The following is a 17,547-nucleotide window of genomic DNA, read 5'->3' on the forward strand; positions in this document are numbered from 1 at the left end:
GCAGCGAATTAAAGCCAGGGGCACTGCCGTTTAATTTCATGATACCTTGCTTAATAATCGCTATCGCTATTTCAAACCACCTTTGCGGTTTTCAGGTATAAGCAATAAGAACATCACCTTGGAGCAAATAATGAAAAAAATTTTTCTTGGTTTACTAATAGTTATCATCGTAATTGGTGGCATCGTCTGGTACGTAATGAGTGGCGCCAATGAGTTTTTAAAGTCGCAAATCGAACAAAAAGGCAGTCAGTATCTTGGCACCACAGTTAGTGTCTCAGGCGTCGATCTCAAGTTTCGCGAAGGGCGTTTAGAGATCCAGGAACTGGAAATTGACAATCCTGAGGGCTTTAGCGATGAAGATGCGTTAAGCGTAGATGGATTAACCTTTGATTTGGGCAACTCCTTAAAAGAGCCTTATCATGTACAGGAATTGACCATTAATGCGCCTGAAATGTTGTATGAAGTTAATGCGGACGGGACCGGAAATTTAATCGTATTAAAAAACAATCTTCAGTCTCACCTGCCGGAAAATAAGCCTGCTGAACCCTCTAAAGAGCCGGCCCCCTTAGTGAAGGTGGATAGTGTGACGGTGGCTAACACCCAATTGACCATCGATTTTGAAAAATATGAAATTCAAGGCATACAACTGGATAAGAAAAAATACGAAGTCACGCTTCCTACTTTTAATGCAGGGCCCATTGGACAACCCAACGGTCTGCCCGCCGATGAAGTAGGTGCTGCGATTGTCAACAACATGCTGGACAACGTGATCGCTGAAGCTAAAAAGAAAACCCGTGACCTTGCCAAGGATAAAGCCAAAGAAAAGTTTGAAGAGGAAAAAGACAAGCTGCTGGAAAAAGCGGATGAAAAACTGAAGGATTTGCTTAAAAAGGATATTTAACAACGCTTGCCTGATAAGAATCACCGCCCTGTTTCATCACAGGGTCGGTTTGCTTGTCATGGCAACGCGATATGCGGCAATTAACTTTCGGCAAGACAGCTGAAGAGTCGTCGGATATCGCATTTTTTGTGAATGTTTTGGAGTTAATCTGTCAGGTAGCAATCAGCGAATTGAGCCGTTACGTTAAGTGCTGGCAAGAGGGGGTTAATTAGAACTTAAAATGGAAGCTCTTACTTTTCAATAAGGGGGCGCTAATATGAGGGGGCAAATCACACGCGAAACAAGTCAGTGCAAATGGCTACCGCGCCGTTCCCATCAGCGGGCAACCTAATTTTTTGCTAAGGTTATGGCGTAAATACAACCACTGCAACCTTGGTTAAAAGCATACACACACCATAACCCAGTATAACAATCGAACGCCTACGCCGTTTAGGTAACAGCTCTTTGATAATAACCGTATGCGCATTTTTTAACTTGGCTCCCCATAGTAGAAACCAGTAAACATTTAATGAGTACGGTTTAGAATGAATCTGGATAACAGCGTTATGCTTAGGCCAGAACAACAAGTATTTAGAGTAAACTGCACTTCCGTCCACTTTAAGTTCAAACTTCGTGGTAAAGCGATCATATGAGACGTCGAGATCGCTACCGGCAACGAGGTGTTGATGTGTTTGCAACCTTTCAAAGCTCATTTGCGCTGACACCTAACGCTCTGTGGAAGGGGCGGATAGCGTCCACGCTAACCAACAATAGCGTACGACTTGAGTTTCCGCTGGGGCTCTATACGATAGCGCGAGCTAGTGCGCTCGCTCAAATTTAACTTCAAGCAGTTCTACATTATCGCGGAATTCTAACGTTTTCAGCTCGCCATTACCTTCCACATTGATCGTATTAATTTGCTGAGGCCACAAATCTCTTAACGCATCATGCCTTATACTCAATCCCTTCAGGATGGGGGGCTGCTCAGTCTCCTGATATACCCAAAAATGCTTGCCTTCTACCTCAAACCCCACCAGCTTTAATACCAGTGATTGATTATCGCTATCACGCAAGCTAAAGCGCTGTGCCGCATACTCGGCAAAACGCAGTTGCGTCTGTTTGTCCTTTAAAATATCTGACTGCTTATCAAACATCGTTTTTACCGCATGCTCGGCGTCATGCAAATTGAAGCGGTGCATGATCTCAATATTTTCGGTGCGTGGATTAAACAACACGGTTGAAATGGCTGCTTTAATCTGATGGGCGTGAGCAACGCCTGCTAACGCTAAAAGCAGGGCGAAAACGCCCCACTTTTTGAGTGAAAAAATACTAGTCTTTTTCACTTTCTTCCTCGTCCTGCTCAAGTTCAGTGGTGATATCGTGCATGATATCGCGACGAACTTTATCGGCACGCCTTTTTGATTTATACGCTTCAATACGCGAAGGGACAATACGACGCGGATAATAGTTGTTTTCCACGTCTACGTCGGCCGTTTCCCAGCGCGGATCAACGGTTACACTGACCAGCTCTTGGTCTTTGTCGGTGACAATCAGCTTACTGACAGCATTTGGTGTGCGCCGCCAGATTTCTGCCGGGATCCGCATCATCTGCGTGCTCTCGTCAGCAAAGGTTAATTCAAGAATGATTGGCATCACCAGACCGCCCTGGTTGGAAAAATCGAGTACGTAGTAGTTTTTATCTTCTTTTACTGCGCGCTCAAGGGCTTTTAATTCCCACGGCTCAAGTTCCTTTAAAAACTTTCTGTATTCATTGCGTTCTTTATTCGTCACCGTGAACTGATCGTTTTCATCGTAGAAATCTTTAATATCTTCGAACCGATCAACCCATAGCTGTTTGCCTTCCTGTTGATTGCGTTCGACGGTTAACGAAAGCGGCTTGTCCTGTTCAAATTGTCGTTCCCTTGCAAAATCAATATCAGGATCTTTAGTGTCCAACCGAAGCTTGCTCACGCGGTCAAGCGAGATATCCACGTGGTCAGTCGTGTAAAACCAACCGCGCCAGAACCAATCCAGATCAACACCTGACGCCTCTTCCATGGTACGAAAGAAGTCTGCAGGGGTTGGGCGTTTATACATCCAGCGTTGGGCATATTCTTTAAAAGCGAAATCAAACAGTTCTCGGCCCAAAATGGTTTCTCGCAGAATATTCAAGGCTACCGCAGGCTTAGTATACGCGTTTGGCCCTAAGTTCCACACGGAATCCGATTGGGTCATCACGGGAACCTGATTTTGCGACTTCATGTAGCCCACGATATCGCGCGGCTCCACGCCCCATGGAATATCCGGGTCCCATTCGCGACCGGCCACGCCATCTAAAAAGCTATTTAAGCCTTCATCCATCCAGGTCCACTGGCGTTCGTCGGAATTAACAATCATGGGAAAGTAGATGTGCCCGATTTCGTGAATAACCACACCAATCAGGAAACGTTTCTCCGCTAATGAATAGGTGCGAGATCCATCGTCCTGTAATTCAGTGCGAGGGCCGTTGAAGGTGATCATAGGGTATTCCATACCGCCCACTGGCCCATTCACCGATTGCGCGACAGGATAGGGATAATCGAATGAAAAGCGTGAATACACTTCCATGGTGTGGATCACCGACTCCGTGGAGTATTTCTTCCACAAATCCCCGCCTTCTTTTGGATAGAAAGACATGGCCATTACAGTGGGCTGAATATCGCCACCTTGTTGGTAGCCCCGCGCATCCCACATGAATTTACGCGATGAGGCCCAGGCAAAATCACGCACATTATCGGCTTTAAAACGCCAGGTCTTGGTTTTATTTGTTCCTGCCTTTTCGTTTTCCAGGGCTTCTTCTGGCGTCACAATAAAGACTGTACGCTCAGCAGTTTTTGCTTTTTCCAAGCGTTGGCGCTGTGTTTCGGTCAACACGTCTGCGGAATTTTGCAGCTCACCTGTGGAAGACACAATGTGGTCAGCGGGTACCGTAATACTGACGTTATAGTTACCGAACTCTAACGTAAATTCCCCACGACCGATAAACTCTTTATTTGTCCAGGCCTCGTAATCCGTGTAGGCCGCTAGTCTTGGAAACCACTGCGCTAACAAGAAAATATCATTCCCACCTTCGCGTTCGTCATCAGGAAAGTGTTCATAGCCGGCACGGGCAGAAACCGCGTTTTCTTCTACGATATTAAATCCAAAGTCGATGGAAAACTGGGTGCTTTGGCCAGGTTTCAACGGAGAATCTAAATCCACCCGCATTAAGGTGCCGACGATGACATGGCGTAGATTTTTGCCCTGTTTTGAAGCGACTTTTTTGATTTGATAACCTAGTTCGTGATCTTCCACAAAATGTTGTCGGCGTAATGCTCCCAGACTTATCTTTGCAGGCTCTTTATCTGATGCAGATTTTGTTGCCGGGCCACGATTCCCGATACCACCAAAGGTGGTAGTGAGCGCTGACATTGAGTCGTCACGGAATTTGTTCTGGTCAAGCTGGATCCACAGATACTTCAATGTATCAGGAGAGTTGTTGGTATAAGTAATGGTTTCACTGGCATCAATGCGGCGCTTATCCTCGTCCAGTTTCACATCAATTGCATAATCAACTTTCTGCTGCCAATATTGATGGCCGGGCTCACCAGCTGCATTGCGGTACACATTCGGCGTAGCAAGTACTTCGTCTAATTGACGGAACTTATCTTCAAAGGTGCCTTTTGTCTGTTTAATCGCGGCTTGGGTGCCAGACACCAGAGATAGCCCCAAAAGTGGGATCAGCCATGCCCAGCGTAAATTGTTAAGTTTCATTCCCCGTCCTTCTATAAAGCGAACCAATGGCTCAATATGTGACAAGCTCAAGCCTGTTCTCAAAATCGAGTGAGTGTATCAAGCCTGCGGGGGGGCTTTCCAGTTGCTGGCCGATTAAGCTGGTTAGTTCATCGACATTAGCGAACCTGGGGAGCAAATCTGCCGCTTTGTATCTTCTTTGACTTAACGTATGCTTGAGGCTTTCCATCGTGAGGATATAACACAGTGTTTACCTGGAAGAGGGCTGTACTTAAAGTCGGGAGTTCGTTAATTGCGCCTGACAGCACCCATTGCAGCGCAAAATACCTGCTGGCTATCGCCCAATTTATCACTGCAAGTCGAGAAGCAGGTAAAGAAGTGCTGGTGGTGTCATCTGGCAGTGTGGCCGCCGGTCGCAACAGTGTGAAAGTCAATCATCAACCTTCCATAGCGGAAAAACAGGCCATGGCGGCGATCGGCCAAACCCGTATGATGGCGAACTGGCAACGCTTTTTCGACTTCCCTTGCGCCCAAGTGTTGCTTAGTGCAGAGGATCTTCGTGACCGTACACGTTATGTCAATATCGCCAGTACCATACGTGAATTGCTTACCCATCATGCTCTGCCCATTATAAATGAAAACGACACCGTGGTGACTGACGAACTGAAAGTGGGAGATAATGATAATCTGGCGGCTTACACCGCACTGGTAGCGCAAGCAGATACGCTTATTATCTGTTCTGATGTGGATGGCCTCTATTCGGCTGATCCTCGCTGCAATCCTCAGGCATCATTAATTAGTCAAGTGGACGTCATTGATGAAGCGACCTATCAGTTAGCCGGAGGTGCTGGGACAAAAATGGGCACAGGGGGCATGCAAACTAAATTGCAGGCCGCGGAAAAGTGCATGCATAGTGGCATTCAAACTTTAATTGTAAATGGGCGCAAGCCCGCCGTGTTTGCATCACTGCAGCATGGGAAGGCGATGGGGACTTTGTTCAAACCTAAGCAGTCTAGTCGACGTGCCCGCCAGCTCTGGATCCACCATACTTTAAAAAGCAAAGGCTGTATAAAGATAGATGAAGGCGCAGCGGCAGCGCTAACCGACCATGGCGCATCTTTGTTACCGTCAGGTGTAAGCGGATGCGAAGGCGAATTTAGAGTAGGCGATGCGGTGAGCATAGAATGCAACGGCCGCCCTGTAGCGAAGGGGTTAGTACTTTTTTCAGCCGCTGAGCTTACATTGGCCCAAGGGCGCAGAACCTGTGAACTAAGTCAGGTACTGGGTTATCAATCGAATGGCTTGGTGGTACACCGTGACGATATGGTGGTGTTTTAGATGGAAAAGCTTACCGCTGTTTTCTTAGATGTTGCAACGCTGGATCTGGAATCAATCGATGTATCGGCGCTAAGCAAACTAAACGTAAACATTGAGACGCATGCTCACACTCATCCGGATGAAGTCGTGGCGCGCATTCGCCATGCCCATATTATTTTTACCAACAAAGTAAAATTATCTGCCCAAATAATGATGCAAGCTCCCCTGTGTCGATATATCGGGATCCTTGCAACTGGCACCGACAATGTAGATGTTAACTGGTGTCAGCGTAATGGTGTAACCGTGCGAAATGTTAAAAACTACGGCAGTGTGGCAGTCGCTCAACACACTTTAACGCTGCTGTTAAATTTAACTACGTCTTTTTGTCTGTATCACCATGACGTTGGTAAGGGGAGGTGGAGTGAAGCGAAGCAATTTTGTTTGAATCACCATCCAGTATCCTTGCTAGCCGGTAAACATGCGGTATTGATTGGCAGTGGCGCCATTGGCAATCAGGTCGCTAAACTGTTTCAGGCCTTGGATATGCACGTATCTTTTGCTGCCAGAGTGGAGGCTGAAAATGATCCTCGCCCCTCACTTGACAGCCTGCTGCCCACCGCCGATGTGGTGAGTCTGCATTGTCCGCTCACCGACGCCACCCGCAACCTGATAAACGCATCCCGGCTTAGCTTGCTGAAGCCTACTGCATTTCTGCTGAATACGGCGCGCGGTGAATTAATTGATGAGGGCGCATTACTCGCAGCCTTGGAGCAGGGGAGATTGGCTGGGGCGGGTCTGGATGTACTAAGTGAAGAGCCGCCTCCGCCGGATCACCCTCTCATCTGCGCCGGGTTGCCTAATCTGCTCATCACCCCTCACTGTGCCTGGGTGGCAAACGAAGCCAGACAAAAGTTATTCGACACCGCGATAGCCAATTTGGCGGCTTTTCTCAAAGCTGATTAATTTTTTTATTCAGCTCGTAAGCCGGTTCCGTAACGATGGTTTCCAGCGTCTCGATTCGACGCTTTAGCGCGTCAATATTTTCATTATTTGATGCCTTTTTTGAGCGCGATTGTTTCGGTTCAAACGGATTAACGTTTTCACCATTTAACCACGCAAAAAAGTTAAGGTTCAACTTTGAATCGATAAAGTGCACGATTAACATCGCTCCCATGATTGCAACAAAAAGGAATATAATCAGTAAGCCACTCATAAGTTTCTCCAGTTACCAAAAGTAAATTAGCTTATTCCTATCAGTCGGACTTACTTAAAAAATATTACACATTACTCGTAATTTTTTTTTATAGTGTCTGACTCATTCACTACCAAGCTGAAAAACACACAAGTTGCAGGGAAATAATAAGTGAAAAGTGAAAAGTGAAACTCAGTTTTAAAGAAGTATGGGATAAGTATGGTGCGTTACTCAGCCGTGTGGCCAGCAGTTACGAAGCAAATGATGCGCTAAAACAGGAGTTACTACAGGAAATTGTGATTGCTGTATGGCAGGCTCTGGAACGGTTTGAAGGCCGCAGCAGCGTGAAAGTGTACGTGCTCAAAGTGGCGCATAACCGCGCGGTCAGTCACGTGGCCAGCCAGGTTCGGCATCCTCAGGCTGAAGAATGGGATGATCAGGCTTACTCACCCTCGTCACCAGCCGCTACTCCCCATGGTCATGCAGAACAAAATCAACAACTGGACAGGTTGCTTGCCGAAATTCGCCAGCTTCCACTGGAGCAAAAGCAAGTCATTACCATGTCTTTAGAGGGGTTAACCTATGAAGAAATTTCGCAACTTAGCGGACTCACCCAAACGCATGTGGGCGTCATGATTAATCGGATTAAAAAGTCTTTATCGAAGAGGTTGAACGATGAGCAGTGATAACCAAAACCTCGAACAGCTGTGGCAACAACAGCCGGTGCAAAACCTGGACATTGAGAAAATTGAAAAGCAGTTTAAAGGGCAACGGTGGAAACAACGTTGTTATGTTATTGCGGATATTGCCTCAATGCTACCTATTGCCTATATCCTTCTTTTTATGCAGGAAAAAATGTCAGAATTGGCTTTTACACTTATTGTTATCGTAGGATTTTTGGCTTTAGTATACGTGGCTACGTTGATTTATTTTCGTCGCCATGCCGCTTTCTTCAGAAGTAAAAATACTCAGGATTTCCTGCAAATATTACGTAAGCAAATTCACAATAATGTACTGATAGCCCGTCTGACCAGATATTTTTGCTGGGTTGTTTTCGTCGGCATGAGTACTTTTTATGGCATACTTTATTGGAACAACGAACTTAAGCCAGAGCGTTGGCTCGTTTATGTGATGGCACTGGTATTTAGCGTAGTCAGTTTAACCGCCACTTATATCTGGGCGCAACGACGGGAAAAACGTTTTGAGGCTGAAGCCACACGCTTGAACTCGTTAACGAATGTACAGTAAAAGTACCACTTAACAGTTAACAAACCGACGGGAGAACCATGAAAGACATCGAAAAGTTACTGGATAATAATGCAGAATGGGCGCGTCGTACACACGATGCCGATCCTGAATTCTTTAGTACGCTCTCAAAACAGCAATCTCCTCAATACCTGTGGATTGGCTGCTCAGATAGCCGCGTACCGGCTAATCAGATTGTGGACTTGTTACCTGGTGAGATTTTTGTCCACCGTAATGTGGCGAACATGGTTGTGCATACTGATTTTAACTGCTTGTCGGTTTTGCAATATGCGGTCGAGGTGCTGAAAGTAAAGCATGTGATTGTGTGTGGCCACTATGGCTGTGGTGGCGTAGAAGCGGCTATGGGAGATCAACAATTTGGGTTGATAGATAACTGGCTGGCGAATATCAAAGATATTTACGCTAAACACGCTGAAGAGGTAAATGCACTGCCCAAGGACCATCGCTCGGCTCGTTTATGCGAACTGAATGTGATGGAGCAGGCGCGCAATGTAAGCCGCAATAATATTGTAAAAGACGCACTAGCGCGGGGGCAGGAATTAACTATTCACAGCTGGATTTACAGCCTCAAAAATGGACGCATAACCGACCTGAAATTCAATCCTTAATATCAGTTCACAGCCAGTTGTCATTGTTCTTTTGTTAGTTTCTCGTTGATAACTGGCTTTTGTTGTTCTTCTAAGAAAAACTGATAATAAATATCTAACGCGTACTGTGATTGCTGTTCGATAGTGGCTTGTACCGCTTCGAGAAACAAATTAGGTGTCAGTTCATATTTTAACGCGAGGTCGGGTGGCCCCTGTCTTCTTCTCAAGGCCTGACTGGAGCTGTCTTCCTTACTTAGGCCCACGTCAAAATTATATTCTACTGATAGTCTGTCGTTAATCTGGCCGGTCACCGATAACTTGGTGTCATTACCACCGGGGCTGGATGTTGTGCCAATGCTTAAATTCTCGATACCTAGAGATTCACCTACCTGATTCGTTAACGACGTCGTACGAGACAGTCCAAATCCAACCAGCAGTGCTTCGTAGTTTGGATCCTGACTCTTGGAGTCGGGACCACGCCCGTTGAGCAGGTACGAAAGAACAGCGCCCTGGTTCATAGAGGGAGTTGAGAACAGGTTAACATTTGGATTATCGGCTGCCCCATCAATCCTTATGCCGGCAATGACCCCATCAGCGGTTTTATCAGGATTCCTAATGGCTTCAATCAGTAAAAAAGGTTGATCGATTGGTCCATTAAACTGCACTTCCCCGGTTTGGATCAGCAAGTTTTGCCCATACGCTTCATAGCGACCATCTAAAATCTGTAAATCTCCATAGCCGACAACGGCCGGTAACGTATTTACCCGAATAGCACCGTGCAGGTTTGCCGTAAGACCAAAGGCGTCCAGTTTTACTTCACCGCGTTTCGCCTCATCAATTTTAACCTGAACGTTCGCATCAATGATATCAAGGGGATCTTCCTTAGGCGGTTCACCTCGTAGATACACATCTTTTGAGGGGGCAACCGCATTCTCTGGCAACTCTTCCACCACAATGCGCGCCCACGGAACATTAATGTCCCCCGTTACGGTAATGTTGCCAGGTTGAATGGATGCCGAAAGGTCCGGAGAGACTTTTAACGTGGCTTGGCTATGCTTTACATCAAACTTGTCACCCGTCAGGTCCACGTTAAGAACCGGTGATGATGACCAGTCCAGGTCTCCCGACAGCGTGCCTTTTCCTTCTCCAAGCATGAAGCTTCCTGCAAACGTGGCAGCTTGCCCATCCAGCTGGATATGCTGCTGCCATTGGCTGATCGTGATTGGAGAATCCTCCACATTCATCGCGCCATTTTTTAAATCAATTTCGCCATTTAATGATAAATCATTCAGTTTTCCCCCCAAGGATACATGCCCGTTCAAGTTTCCCGTGAGTTCGCGAATGGCGGGTGATACCGGTTTAAGGGGGGCGATATCGATATCATTAAATACCACCCGACCGTCAAAGTTCCCTTCTGCAGAAAGGGGGGTTAAGTTGATATTTCCTTTAAATTCACCCAGTTCAGTACTGGTCACCAGCATCTTTGCGGTTAATTCATCGTTGACTGCTTCTCCCACCAGACTGACTTTACTTAATGTGAGGGTGAGTGGATTTTGTTTGCCAATTTTCCATTTGGCAGGGGTTACCTGGATATTGAAATCGGCATCTAATGGTGAATCCTGCCCATAATTGCCGACACTTTGAATGGATAACATGGAGTCGGGGGTGGTGGGGAATACGTCAGGTAAGAATTCGTGCGCCCATAGCCCCAAGGGTAGACCTTTAGCATCAACGTTCCAAAACCCCTTTTTGTCACGATAGAGCAAATCTTTCATACAAAGTTGACCCTCCTTGCGTGAAAACCAGCAATTTTCTGTGGCTTTTACGATCAGTGGGTCTGCTTTGAATGCCACATCGAAGGCGTTTTGCAAGGACCATTGCGTATTGAATACCGCAACTTCGCTGGATTTTACATTCGCCTGCCAACTCTCGGTGTCGGCCTTCCAGTTACCTAACATCGCTAATTCTACAGTGTGTTCGGGATACGCTAAACTGATATCAATAGCGTGTTCGGCGAGTTCTCCTTCTACCTTTAAATCACCATTTAATGGCCCCTGCTCTGCCATGAACGCACTGAGGGTGGGCGATAGCCTGACGTTGTTAAACGACAAACTCGCCACTGCTTTGGGGTTCTGCCAGTTGCCGGAAGCATCAATTTTTCCCTTAATGCTTCCGCTCGCGCCGGAATATAATGAATTGAGCTGTTCCAAATCAATGAACACATCAGCGGTTAAGTAGCGCTGATTGATTAACTGACCTGCAAAGCGAACAATATTATTCTGCTGAGTCAGTGCCCCGGTCGAAACAATAAGATCACTTGCCTCGGAATAGACCACCGAGCCTGTCAACGAAATGGGCAGGTCGGCCTGCAAAGCCGAAAGAGTTAAATCCGCGATACTGACTTCCAATCCTTTGGCCCCATATTGCAGCAGACTGGGAATAGATCCATTTAAGTTTGTGGGTCCCTGGGCAACTAACCGGGCAGTGTTGATATCCACTAATTGGGTGTTGCCTTGCCAACTTATCGTATCGCTTAAGTACAAGGTGCCGGTGTTGTTGATTTCACCGTTTAATAATTTAAGGGTCAGTTTGTTAACGGCTACATTGTCGGGGGTAATAGTTGCGTCAACCGTTGCCGGGATAAAACCGGTTTGTAGGGTCGTGAGGGCGGTGTCGGCGCGTAACTGATAGGCGCCCATCTTGCCTTGCAGTGATAACGTTCCCTGATGCAATTTACTTTCTGGCAGGGCATCAATATTTTGCTCAGGCCAGGACAAATGCAAGGTTAACGGCAAATCATCGTTTAATACATTCACTTGCAGATGGGCTTGTGCCTGATAAGTTCCTTGCGTATTCAGGTCGACAGTTAAATTATTCAGCGCGCCATCAATATTAAGTTGTAAGGTTTGCTGTATATCCTGGACCTGAATCTTAGAGCCAGCCAGTAAACTAATCGCGTAGTTTTCTTTTAATGTCGCTTGAACATTAAGATCTAACGTCGCTAATTGATGTTTCACGAAGAGTTCTTTAAGCAACACATCATGCTGTGCGAAATGCAGGCGTTTAAATTTTATCTGTTCTATTACCTGTTCAGCCTCACCTGATTTCAGCTTTAAGGTCTTAAACCTGAAACCATTAATCTCGATGGGGATGGGCGTGCTTATTTCGGGCAATTCTGGAGTCGAGTAAGCCAGCGTATAGTTAGTGGGTTGCACACTGGGGGGCACATTTGCAGGGGCGATGGTGATACTCAGGCTTTCACCTTGTATTGCTGCTAACTTAATGCGTTGGTGCGCACTGCCGCGGCCCTTGAGTTGCTTCAATTCGATGACTTGCGCTGCTAAATCGAGCTTGACGCGATCCAATTCGAATGCCTGCACGCCAATGGGAAATGGCAGTTCGATATTTTCCACAGGCGGCTCATCCGTCTCTTCTTCGGACACAGCGAGTTGTTGCACCGCAACGCCAGCCAGCGATAGCTTCTCAATACAAATTTGGGGCGTGAAGAAACAGCCAAACTCAAACTTCACGTATCCCTTTTCCAGATTGACCTGCCACGTGTCATTCTTCCACGTAAGGCCCTTAATATTTAACTCATTGGTTAAACTTCCACTGAGTGAATCAATCTGTAGTTCAGGCACACTCTTGATTGCGACCAGCTTGATAAGAGGCATGCTAAGGGGGGTGAGCAGAAATAGTAGCAGCACCAATACCAGCAGTACCGGAGACAACGTAAGCAGCAAAATGTTGCGCTTCTTCATAGTTCAGGGCCTATCATAAAATGAATTCTCCAACTATCTTCATAATCGGAAAAACCCCGGGCAACATAAAAGCGAACCGGTCCAAACGGTGATATCCAATGAATACCAGGACCTACGCCAATGGCATAATCGATGGTGCCGCTAATGTCATTGGTGGCCGTACCCATATCGACGAAAGCGGCTGCGCGCCAGTTATCTTTAAATTGATAAGCATATTCAATACTTTGCGTGGTCAAATACTTTGCGCCAATCGTGGCTTCGGTACGCTCACCCGTGACTGGGTTGAAAACTTCCGAGCGCGGCGAAATGTCTCTGTATGCAAAGCCCCTTACACTTTGATCGCCTCCGGCAAAGAAGCGAAGTGAAGCCGGTACACGGTCAAAATCATTAGTTTTTATCGCGCCCAGTTCTGCTCGACCTACCCAGCGATGTTTACCATAGGTACGAATTATTTTTCCTTCCACCCCGCCTTTCATGATGTCGATATCGGAAAGCAGATCTTCCCGCCCAATTTGGAAATAACCTTTCAGGTAAAGCCCTTTTGTAACATTAAGAAAATCATCTTTCTTTAGATATCGGATTGCATAACCGGGCATCACCAATTCGGTAGTGCGAGGAATTTCATCGCCTTGCCTGTAGTTTTCTTTCAGATAGGTTACCGAACCATCCTGTTGCCATGGGGAATCAGTTTCCTGCCAATATCGGTGAGTGGAGAGCGAAAGTGTCTCACTTTGTGTCGCCGTATTAGAATATTCAATGAACTGATAGCCTGCCTCGATACTCACATAGTCATTGGAAATATTTTCCATGGGAATGCGGTAATCCATGGTCAATGATTGTTCGGGCTCTGATAAAAATAATTCTGAGTTGACTGAATGGCCACGTGAATTTACCCAGGGGCGTTCCCAGCGCAAACGAAATCGGGGGCCGGTGTCAGTCGCCGCGCCAACGCCTACGTTAAAGGCGTCCCGGGGTTTATGCAGCGCCGTGACTTCGATGGGGACAACATAATCAACCGCTTTATTCACCACGGGACGAGCGATAACACGGGTAAAATAACCTGACTGGTTCAGTCGCCGATTGTATTCCGTTAACTTTTCAGCGCTATACGGCTCTCCTTTTTCAAACGGCGTAATTCGTTCAATGATGGCGACGGCTTTATCCTCGCCCACTATGCGGATCCCGCCAAACTTATAGCGGCGGCCACTTTGCGCAATGAGCAAAATGTTTGCTTCGCGTTGCTCCCTGACTAAATCCAGTCGCGTGGCCTGCCAGTTAAAATCAAAATAGCCATGGGAAAGGGCGTAGTTAAACATGGAGGATTTAAATGCTTCGTAAACGGGCTGTTCCAGCGTGTCACCCGGCTTTAACGGGAAAGCATTAAACCGTTTTCTAAATTCATCATCTTGGCGTCCCTCGCCGATGATTTCCCGCGTTACATTGGCTACTTTTAACGGACTGTTCAGGGAAACTAGCAACGCCACCACGGCGTCTTTTTTTACTTCTACGAGGGTTTCACTATTGTAATAACCAAAGGGTTTAACAGCGGTAGCAACGGTTTCAGCCACTTGCTCCCGCCAAAACGGGTCCGCCAGGTTGGAGGGTTCAACTTTTAAGTTGTTTAGATGTAGTTTGATATTATCTTTAAGTTTATCGTTTTCGACGCCTTTGATGTCGTAATCCACTGCTAACAGTGTCACATTGTGAAATAGGCAACAAAGTGCCATCAGATAGATAGCCAGGCGCTTATGCTGAATAGTAAAATTGAGGAAATTACTGCTTTTGAATAGCGTGAAGTGCACAGTCCCTAGTCTCTTGAATCCTGTGGTGAGGTGAACGCACCGAGGCAGAAAAATCGCATTATAACCTGGATAGTAGAGACTTTTTTATTGATTTGGTACAAATACAACAGATTACGCATAAAATAACTCGGAAATATTTTTCAAAGGGCAAACCGCGAGAAGTGGTGACATCTCTTTTTCTACTTTAATTGCTCAAGAAAGGATTGCTGTATATTTTATTAATGACGAAAATTTAACGGGTAACTAGACGAGGACGTTTTTACCGCATTAGGCGAGTTTCCAAAGAGGGAAATTTTGAGTAAAGTAAGCAAAGGGTAAGTTATAACAACACCCACCATACAAGGAATCATGTCGCATGGAAACTCTAACAGGACCTGAACTTTTCGGCTTCGCCTGGAAAGTTATCGCAATACTCGTAGTACTGGTTGTGGTGAAAACCGGTATACGGTTCGTTCCGCAAAATCGAGCTTATATTATTGAACGTTTTGGCAAGTACAACCGCTCGATGGCCGCCGGACTCAATTTCGCTATCCCCATCATTGAATCTGTTGCCGCAGACCGCTCGCTTAAAGAGCAACCTATTGATGTGCCCTCCCAAGGCGCGATTACCAGAGATAATATAACGTTGACAGTGGACGGCGTGCTATATATTCGTGTGATTGACCCGGTTAAGGCAACCTATGGGGTAGAAGATTATAAATTTGCTGTGTCCCAGTTAGCGCAAACCGCCATGCGCAGTGAAATTGGCAAGATGGAACTGGATAAAACATTTGAAGAAAGAGAGTTGCTGAATACTGCAATAGTGAATGCACTCAATGAGGCCAGTGACCCCTGGGGTGTTCAGGTGCTGCGTTATGAAATAAAAGATATCACGCCGCCTCAATCTGTGATGGAGGCGATGGAAGCGCAAATGAAGGCTGAGCGGGTGCGACGGGCAAAAATTCTCGAGTCCGAGGGTGAACGCCAGTCCGCAATTAATATCGCAGAAGGACACAAAGCATCGAAAGTGCTGGCAGCGGAAGCGGAAAAATCAGAGAAAATTTTATACGCTGAAGGGGAAGCCCAAGCAATATTGAAAGTGGCTGAAGCTCAGGCAGAGTCGTTGCGGGTGGTAGGTGAGCAAGCTGCAACAGACAAGGGAGCAAAAGCTATTCAACTGGATCTGGCGATCAAAGCCATAGAAGCGAAAAAAGCAATTGCGGATGAAAGCTCGGTCATTTTATTGCCAGAGAGTGCTACGGATCCATCTTCATTAGTTGCACAGGCGATGGCAGTGATGAGCAAAATTAATGCAACCCGGGTAAAGGCAGACTAATGTTAGGTGAACTTCCACAAAGCGCACCCGCAATAGCGATGTTGTTGGGATTAGGGCTGATTTTAGTTGACGTGCTGATACTGGGTGGAGGAACTATTATTCTCACCGTCGCCGGTATCACGTTTCTGGTGATGTCGGGATTATTGTACACGAATGTAATTCAATCCTGGGACGTGGCTTTGCTGGTATTTGCAGTGTTGGTGGGGGGGCTTTCACTTATCTTGTGGAAGCCATTAAAAAACTTCACTAAAAATACCTCTAAAAAGAAAACCAAAACGGACTACCACGGGATTAGGTTTGATTTGCCCGAAGATTTACGCAAAGGGCAACACGTACCTTACAGCTATTCCGGAATTACCTGGCAAGTTTATAGCGACACCGAAATCACCGCCGGCAGTACCGTGAAAGTGGTGGATGTCAGTGTCGGTAAATGGTTTGTGAAACCCATCTAACGTGGGGTTGAGGACAGCGTACCAGCACGATGATGGTTTGCTTATCACACCAGTGACGGTAACACCGAGGCCACCAACAGCACTGCCATTGAAACATTAAACATCCGCAGCGTTCTCGGCTTGGAAAGAAAATAGCGTAATTTGGTACCGGCCATCACCCACGAAGAGATGCAGGGTAGGTTTATTACGCCAAATACCAGGGCAACAAACAAAATGCTCGACACCTCTCTTCCTGGCGCATAAACCGTGATCGCTGTGAGTGCCATTGTCCAAGCCTTAGGATTCACCCACTGGAACAGCGCCGCCTGTAAAAAGGTCATTGGCCGGCCGGTATTTTTTGTTTGCCAGTTGGCCTCATTGGCGGTGGCAATTCGATACGCCAGGTATAACAAATACACCAAACTAACCACGCGTAATATTGAATAAACCACGGGAAAGCGGTCAAACGCGACCATCACACCCAACCCCACCGCAGCAATCATTAACGTAAACCCAAGCCCAACGCCAAACATATGTGGCAGGGTGCGTTTGATGCCGTAATTGACGCCGGATGTCATCAGCATAATATTGTTGGGGCCTGGGGTGATAGACGACACCAGAGCAAAAAGACTGAGGCCGGCCAATATTTCAGTTGTCATGATTATTTACCCTAATACGCTTGTAGGAACAATTTTACTCCGGTAATGTCATCATTTCTCAGCGTTAACAATCGTAAATGGCGAACTTTATGCAACAAACTTTCAAAATTGACTCTTATAACAAAAGAATATTGTCAGAGCTGCAAAAGAATGCGCGTATTTCGAACGCAGAGCTTGCCGATATTATTGGTTTGTCTCCCTCAGCCTGTTTGCGCCGGGTTCAGGACCTTGAGAGTAAAGGGGTCATTGCAGGCTATCGGGTGATACTTAATGAAAAGTTATTAGGCAATGGTTTTACCGCTTATGTGGCAGTCGGGCTTAAATCTCACTCCAAATCTTCTCAGGCAGCATTTGAAGAAGCAGTCAGTGGTGCGCTCGAGGTCAAAGAATGTCATAACGTTACAGGGGCATTTGAATATCTTTTACGGGTGGAAACATCCGACATTGACGCATTTAAACGATTCCATACCGACGTTCTGGGTTCGATTCCGCAGGTTAATACGATAAGTACGCATGTGGTGATGGAATCGGCAAAAGATGAGAGGCGATAACAGCAGGTAGTGTTC

Annotated in this window: 17 protein-coding genes; 10 read left to right on the plus strand and 7 right to left on the minus strand. The window is 46.4% G+C overall.

The features are described 5' to 3' along the window. Nucleotides 1–130 precede the first annotated feature (130 nt). A complete protein-coding gene (locus tag OPS25_RS10585) occupies nt 131–901 on the plus strand; it encodes an AsmA family protein (RefSeq protein ID WP_265617689.1) in 771 nt (256 codons plus the stop codon). A 71-nt stretch (nt 902–972) separates the two neighbouring features. After that, entirely contained in the window at nt 973–1,113 is a 141-nt protein-coding gene (locus OPS25_RS10590) for a hypothetical protein (protein WP_265617690.1), read from the plus strand. A 132-nt stretch (nt 1,114–1,245) separates the two neighbouring features. Here OPS25_RS10590 and OPS25_RS10595 read toward each other — a convergent pair whose 3' ends face one another. The 3 genes from OPS25_RS10595 to OPS25_RS10605 form a co-directional block, all read right to left on the minus strand. After that, entirely contained in the window at nt 1,246–1,593 is a 348-nt protein-coding gene (locus tag OPS25_RS10595) for a hypothetical protein (protein ID WP_265617691.1), read from the minus strand. Nucleotides 1,594–1,698: 105 nt separating this feature from the next. Further along, a complete protein-coding gene (locus OPS25_RS10600) occupies nt 1,699–2,223 on the minus strand; it encodes a DUF6702 family protein (RefSeq protein WP_407080233.1) in 525 nt (174 codons plus the stop codon). After that, nucleotides 2,210–4,672: a M1 family metallopeptidase gene (locus OPS25_RS10605; protein ID WP_265617692.1), complete on the minus strand. Its 2,463-nt coding sequence runs from the start codon at nt 4,670–4,672 to the stop codon at nt 2,210–2,212. Before OPS25_RS10605 ends, OPS25_RS10600 begins: the two co-directional genes overlap by 14 nt. Nucleotides 4,673–4,897: 225 nt before the next feature. On the opposite strand from OPS25_RS10605, the gene proB reads away from it, so the two are divergent. Together proB and OPS25_RS10615 are read left to right on the plus strand one after the other, a co-directional pair. Further along, complete coding sequence (proB, locus tag OPS25_RS10610; RefSeq protein ID WP_265617693.1) at nt 4,898–5,989, plus strand: glutamate 5-kinase; 1,092 nt, start codon at nt 4,898–4,900, stop codon at nt 5,987–5,989. Next, nucleotides 5,990–6,931 carry an NAD(P)-dependent oxidoreductase gene (locus OPS25_RS10615; protein ID WP_265617694.1) on the plus strand — a complete coding sequence of 314 codons (942 nt, stop codon included), beginning with the start codon at nt 5,990–5,992 and terminating at the stop codon, nt 6,929–6,931. On the opposite strand, the gene OPS25_RS10620 is transcribed toward OPS25_RS10615, so the two are convergent. Then, nucleotides 6,918–7,181, minus strand: a complete 264-nt coding sequence (locus OPS25_RS10620) for a hypothetical protein (RefSeq protein WP_265617695.1) — start codon at nt 7,179–7,181, stop codon at nt 6,918–6,920. The genes OPS25_RS10615 and OPS25_RS10620 overlap by 14 nt on opposite strands. Nucleotides 7,182–7,345: 164 nt before the next feature. Here OPS25_RS10620 and OPS25_RS10625 point away from each other — a divergent pair, with 164 nt between their 5' ends. From OPS25_RS10625 to can, 3 genes are read left to right on the plus strand one after another with little or no spacing between them, the layout of a single operon-like run. Then, nucleotides 7,346–7,846: an RNA polymerase sigma factor gene (locus tag OPS25_RS10625; RefSeq protein WP_265617696.1), complete on the plus strand. Its 501-nt coding sequence runs from the start codon at nt 7,346–7,348 to the stop codon at nt 7,844–7,846. Beyond that, nucleotides 7,836–8,408 (plus strand): hypothetical protein, encoded by a 573-nt coding sequence (locus OPS25_RS10630; protein ID WP_265617697.1) that lies wholly within the window; start codon nt 7,836–7,838, stop codon nt 8,406–8,408. The genes OPS25_RS10625 and OPS25_RS10630 overlap by 11 nt, the downstream gene beginning before the upstream one ends. Nucleotides 8,409–8,446: 38 nt before the next feature. Then, nucleotides 8,447–9,034: a carbonate dehydratase gene (gene can / locus OPS25_RS10635; protein ID WP_265617698.1), complete on the plus strand. Its 588-nt coding sequence runs from the start codon at nt 8,447–8,449 to the stop codon at nt 9,032–9,034. 20 nt (nt 9,035–9,054) lie between these two features. Here can and OPS25_RS10640 read toward each other — a convergent pair whose 3' ends face one another. Beyond that, nucleotides 9,055–12,774 (minus strand): translocation/assembly module TamB domain-containing protein, encoded by a 3,720-nt coding sequence (locus tag OPS25_RS10640; RefSeq protein WP_265617699.1) that lies wholly within the window; start codon nt 12,772–12,774, stop codon nt 9,055–9,057. Continuing rightward, nucleotides 12,771–14,576 carry an autotransporter assembly complex protein TamA gene (locus OPS25_RS10645; RefSeq protein ID WP_265617700.1) on the minus strand — a complete coding sequence of 602 codons (1,806 nt, stop codon included), beginning with the start codon at nt 14,574–14,576 and terminating at the stop codon, nt 12,771–12,773. The genes OPS25_RS10640 and OPS25_RS10645 overlap by 4 nt, the downstream gene beginning before the upstream one ends. Before the next feature lie 355 nt (nt 14,577–14,931). On the opposite strand from OPS25_RS10645, the gene OPS25_RS10650 reads away from it, so the two are divergent. Together OPS25_RS10650 and OPS25_RS10655 are read left to right on the plus strand one after the other, a co-directional pair. Then, entirely contained in the window at nt 14,932–15,891 is a 960-nt protein-coding gene (locus tag OPS25_RS10650; RefSeq protein WP_265617701.1) for an SPFH domain-containing protein, read from the plus strand. Next, a complete protein-coding gene (locus OPS25_RS10655) occupies nt 15,891–16,343 on the plus strand; it encodes an NfeD family protein (RefSeq protein ID WP_265617702.1) in 453 nt (150 codons plus the stop codon). Before OPS25_RS10650 ends, OPS25_RS10655 begins: the two co-directional genes overlap by 1 nt. A 44-nt stretch (nt 16,344–16,387) precedes the next feature. Here OPS25_RS10655 and OPS25_RS10660 read toward each other — a convergent pair whose 3' ends face one another. Then, a complete protein-coding gene (locus tag OPS25_RS10660; RefSeq protein ID WP_265617703.1) occupies nt 16,388–16,981 on the minus strand; it encodes a LysE family translocator in 594 nt (197 codons plus the stop codon). A gap of 89 nt (nt 16,982–17,070) precedes the next feature. Between OPS25_RS10660 and OPS25_RS10665 the strand changes: the two genes are divergently transcribed. Beyond that, on the plus strand, nt 17,071–17,532 hold the full coding sequence (locus OPS25_RS10665; RefSeq protein WP_265617704.1) for an Lrp/AsnC family transcriptional regulator: 462 nt from the start codon (nt 17,071–17,073) through the stop codon (nt 17,530–17,532). The last annotated feature ends 15 nt before the right edge of the window (nt 17,533–17,547 follow it).

Source organism: Alteromonas aquimaris (assembly GCF_026183695.1).
GTDB classification, from domain to species: Bacteria; Pseudomonadota; Gammaproteobacteria; order Enterobacterales; family Alteromonadaceae; genus Alteromonas; species Alteromonas aquimaris.

Bases quoted from the DNA above. Each gene is read 5' to 3' on its own strand.
- OPS25_RS10585 (WP_265617689.1), top strand. From the start codon at position 131: ATGAAAAAAATTTTTCTTGGTTTACTAATAGTTATCATCGTAATTGGT.
- OPS25_RS10590 (WP_265617690.1), top strand. From the start codon at position 973: ATGCGGCAATTAACTTTCGGCAAGACAGCTGAAGAGTCGTCGGATATC.
- OPS25_RS10595 (WP_265617691.1), bottom strand. From the start codon at position 1,593: ATGAGCTTTGAAAGGTTGCAAACACATCAACACCTCGTTGCCGGTAGC.
- OPS25_RS10605 (WP_265617692.1), bottom strand. From the start codon at position 4,672: ATGAAACTTAACAATTTACGCTGGGCATGGCTGATCCCACTTTTGGGG.
- OPS25_RS10615 (WP_265617694.1), top strand. From the start codon at position 5,990: ATGGAAAAGCTTACCGCTGTTTTCTTAGATGTTGCAACGCTGGATCTG.
- OPS25_RS10620 (WP_265617695.1), bottom strand. From the start codon at position 7,181: ATGAGTGGCTTACTGATTATATTCCTTTTTGTTGCAATCATGGGAGCG.
- OPS25_RS10630 (WP_265617697.1), top strand. From the start codon at position 7,836: ATGAGCAGTGATAACCAAAACCTCGAACAGCTGTGGCAACAACAGCCG.
- can (WP_265617698.1), top strand. From the start codon at position 8,447: ATGAAAGACATCGAAAAGTTACTGGATAATAATGCAGAATGGGCGCGT.
- OPS25_RS10640 (WP_265617699.1), bottom strand. From the start codon at position 12,774: ATGAAGAAGCGCAACATTTTGCTGCTTACGTTGTCTCCGGTACTGCTG.
- OPS25_RS10650 (WP_265617701.1), top strand. From the start codon at position 14,932: ATGGAAACTCTAACAGGACCTGAACTTTTCGGCTTCGCCTGGAAAGTT.
- OPS25_RS10655 (WP_265617702.1), top strand. From the start codon at position 15,891: ATGTTAGGTGAACTTCCACAAAGCGCACCCGCAATAGCGATGTTGTTG.
- OPS25_RS10660 (WP_265617703.1), bottom strand. From the start codon at position 16,981: ATGACAACTGAAATATTGGCCGGCCTCAGTCTTTTTGCTCTGGTGTCG.
- OPS25_RS10665 (WP_265617704.1), top strand. From the start codon at position 17,071: ATGCAACAAACTTTCAAAATTGACTCTTATAACAAAAGAATATTGTCA.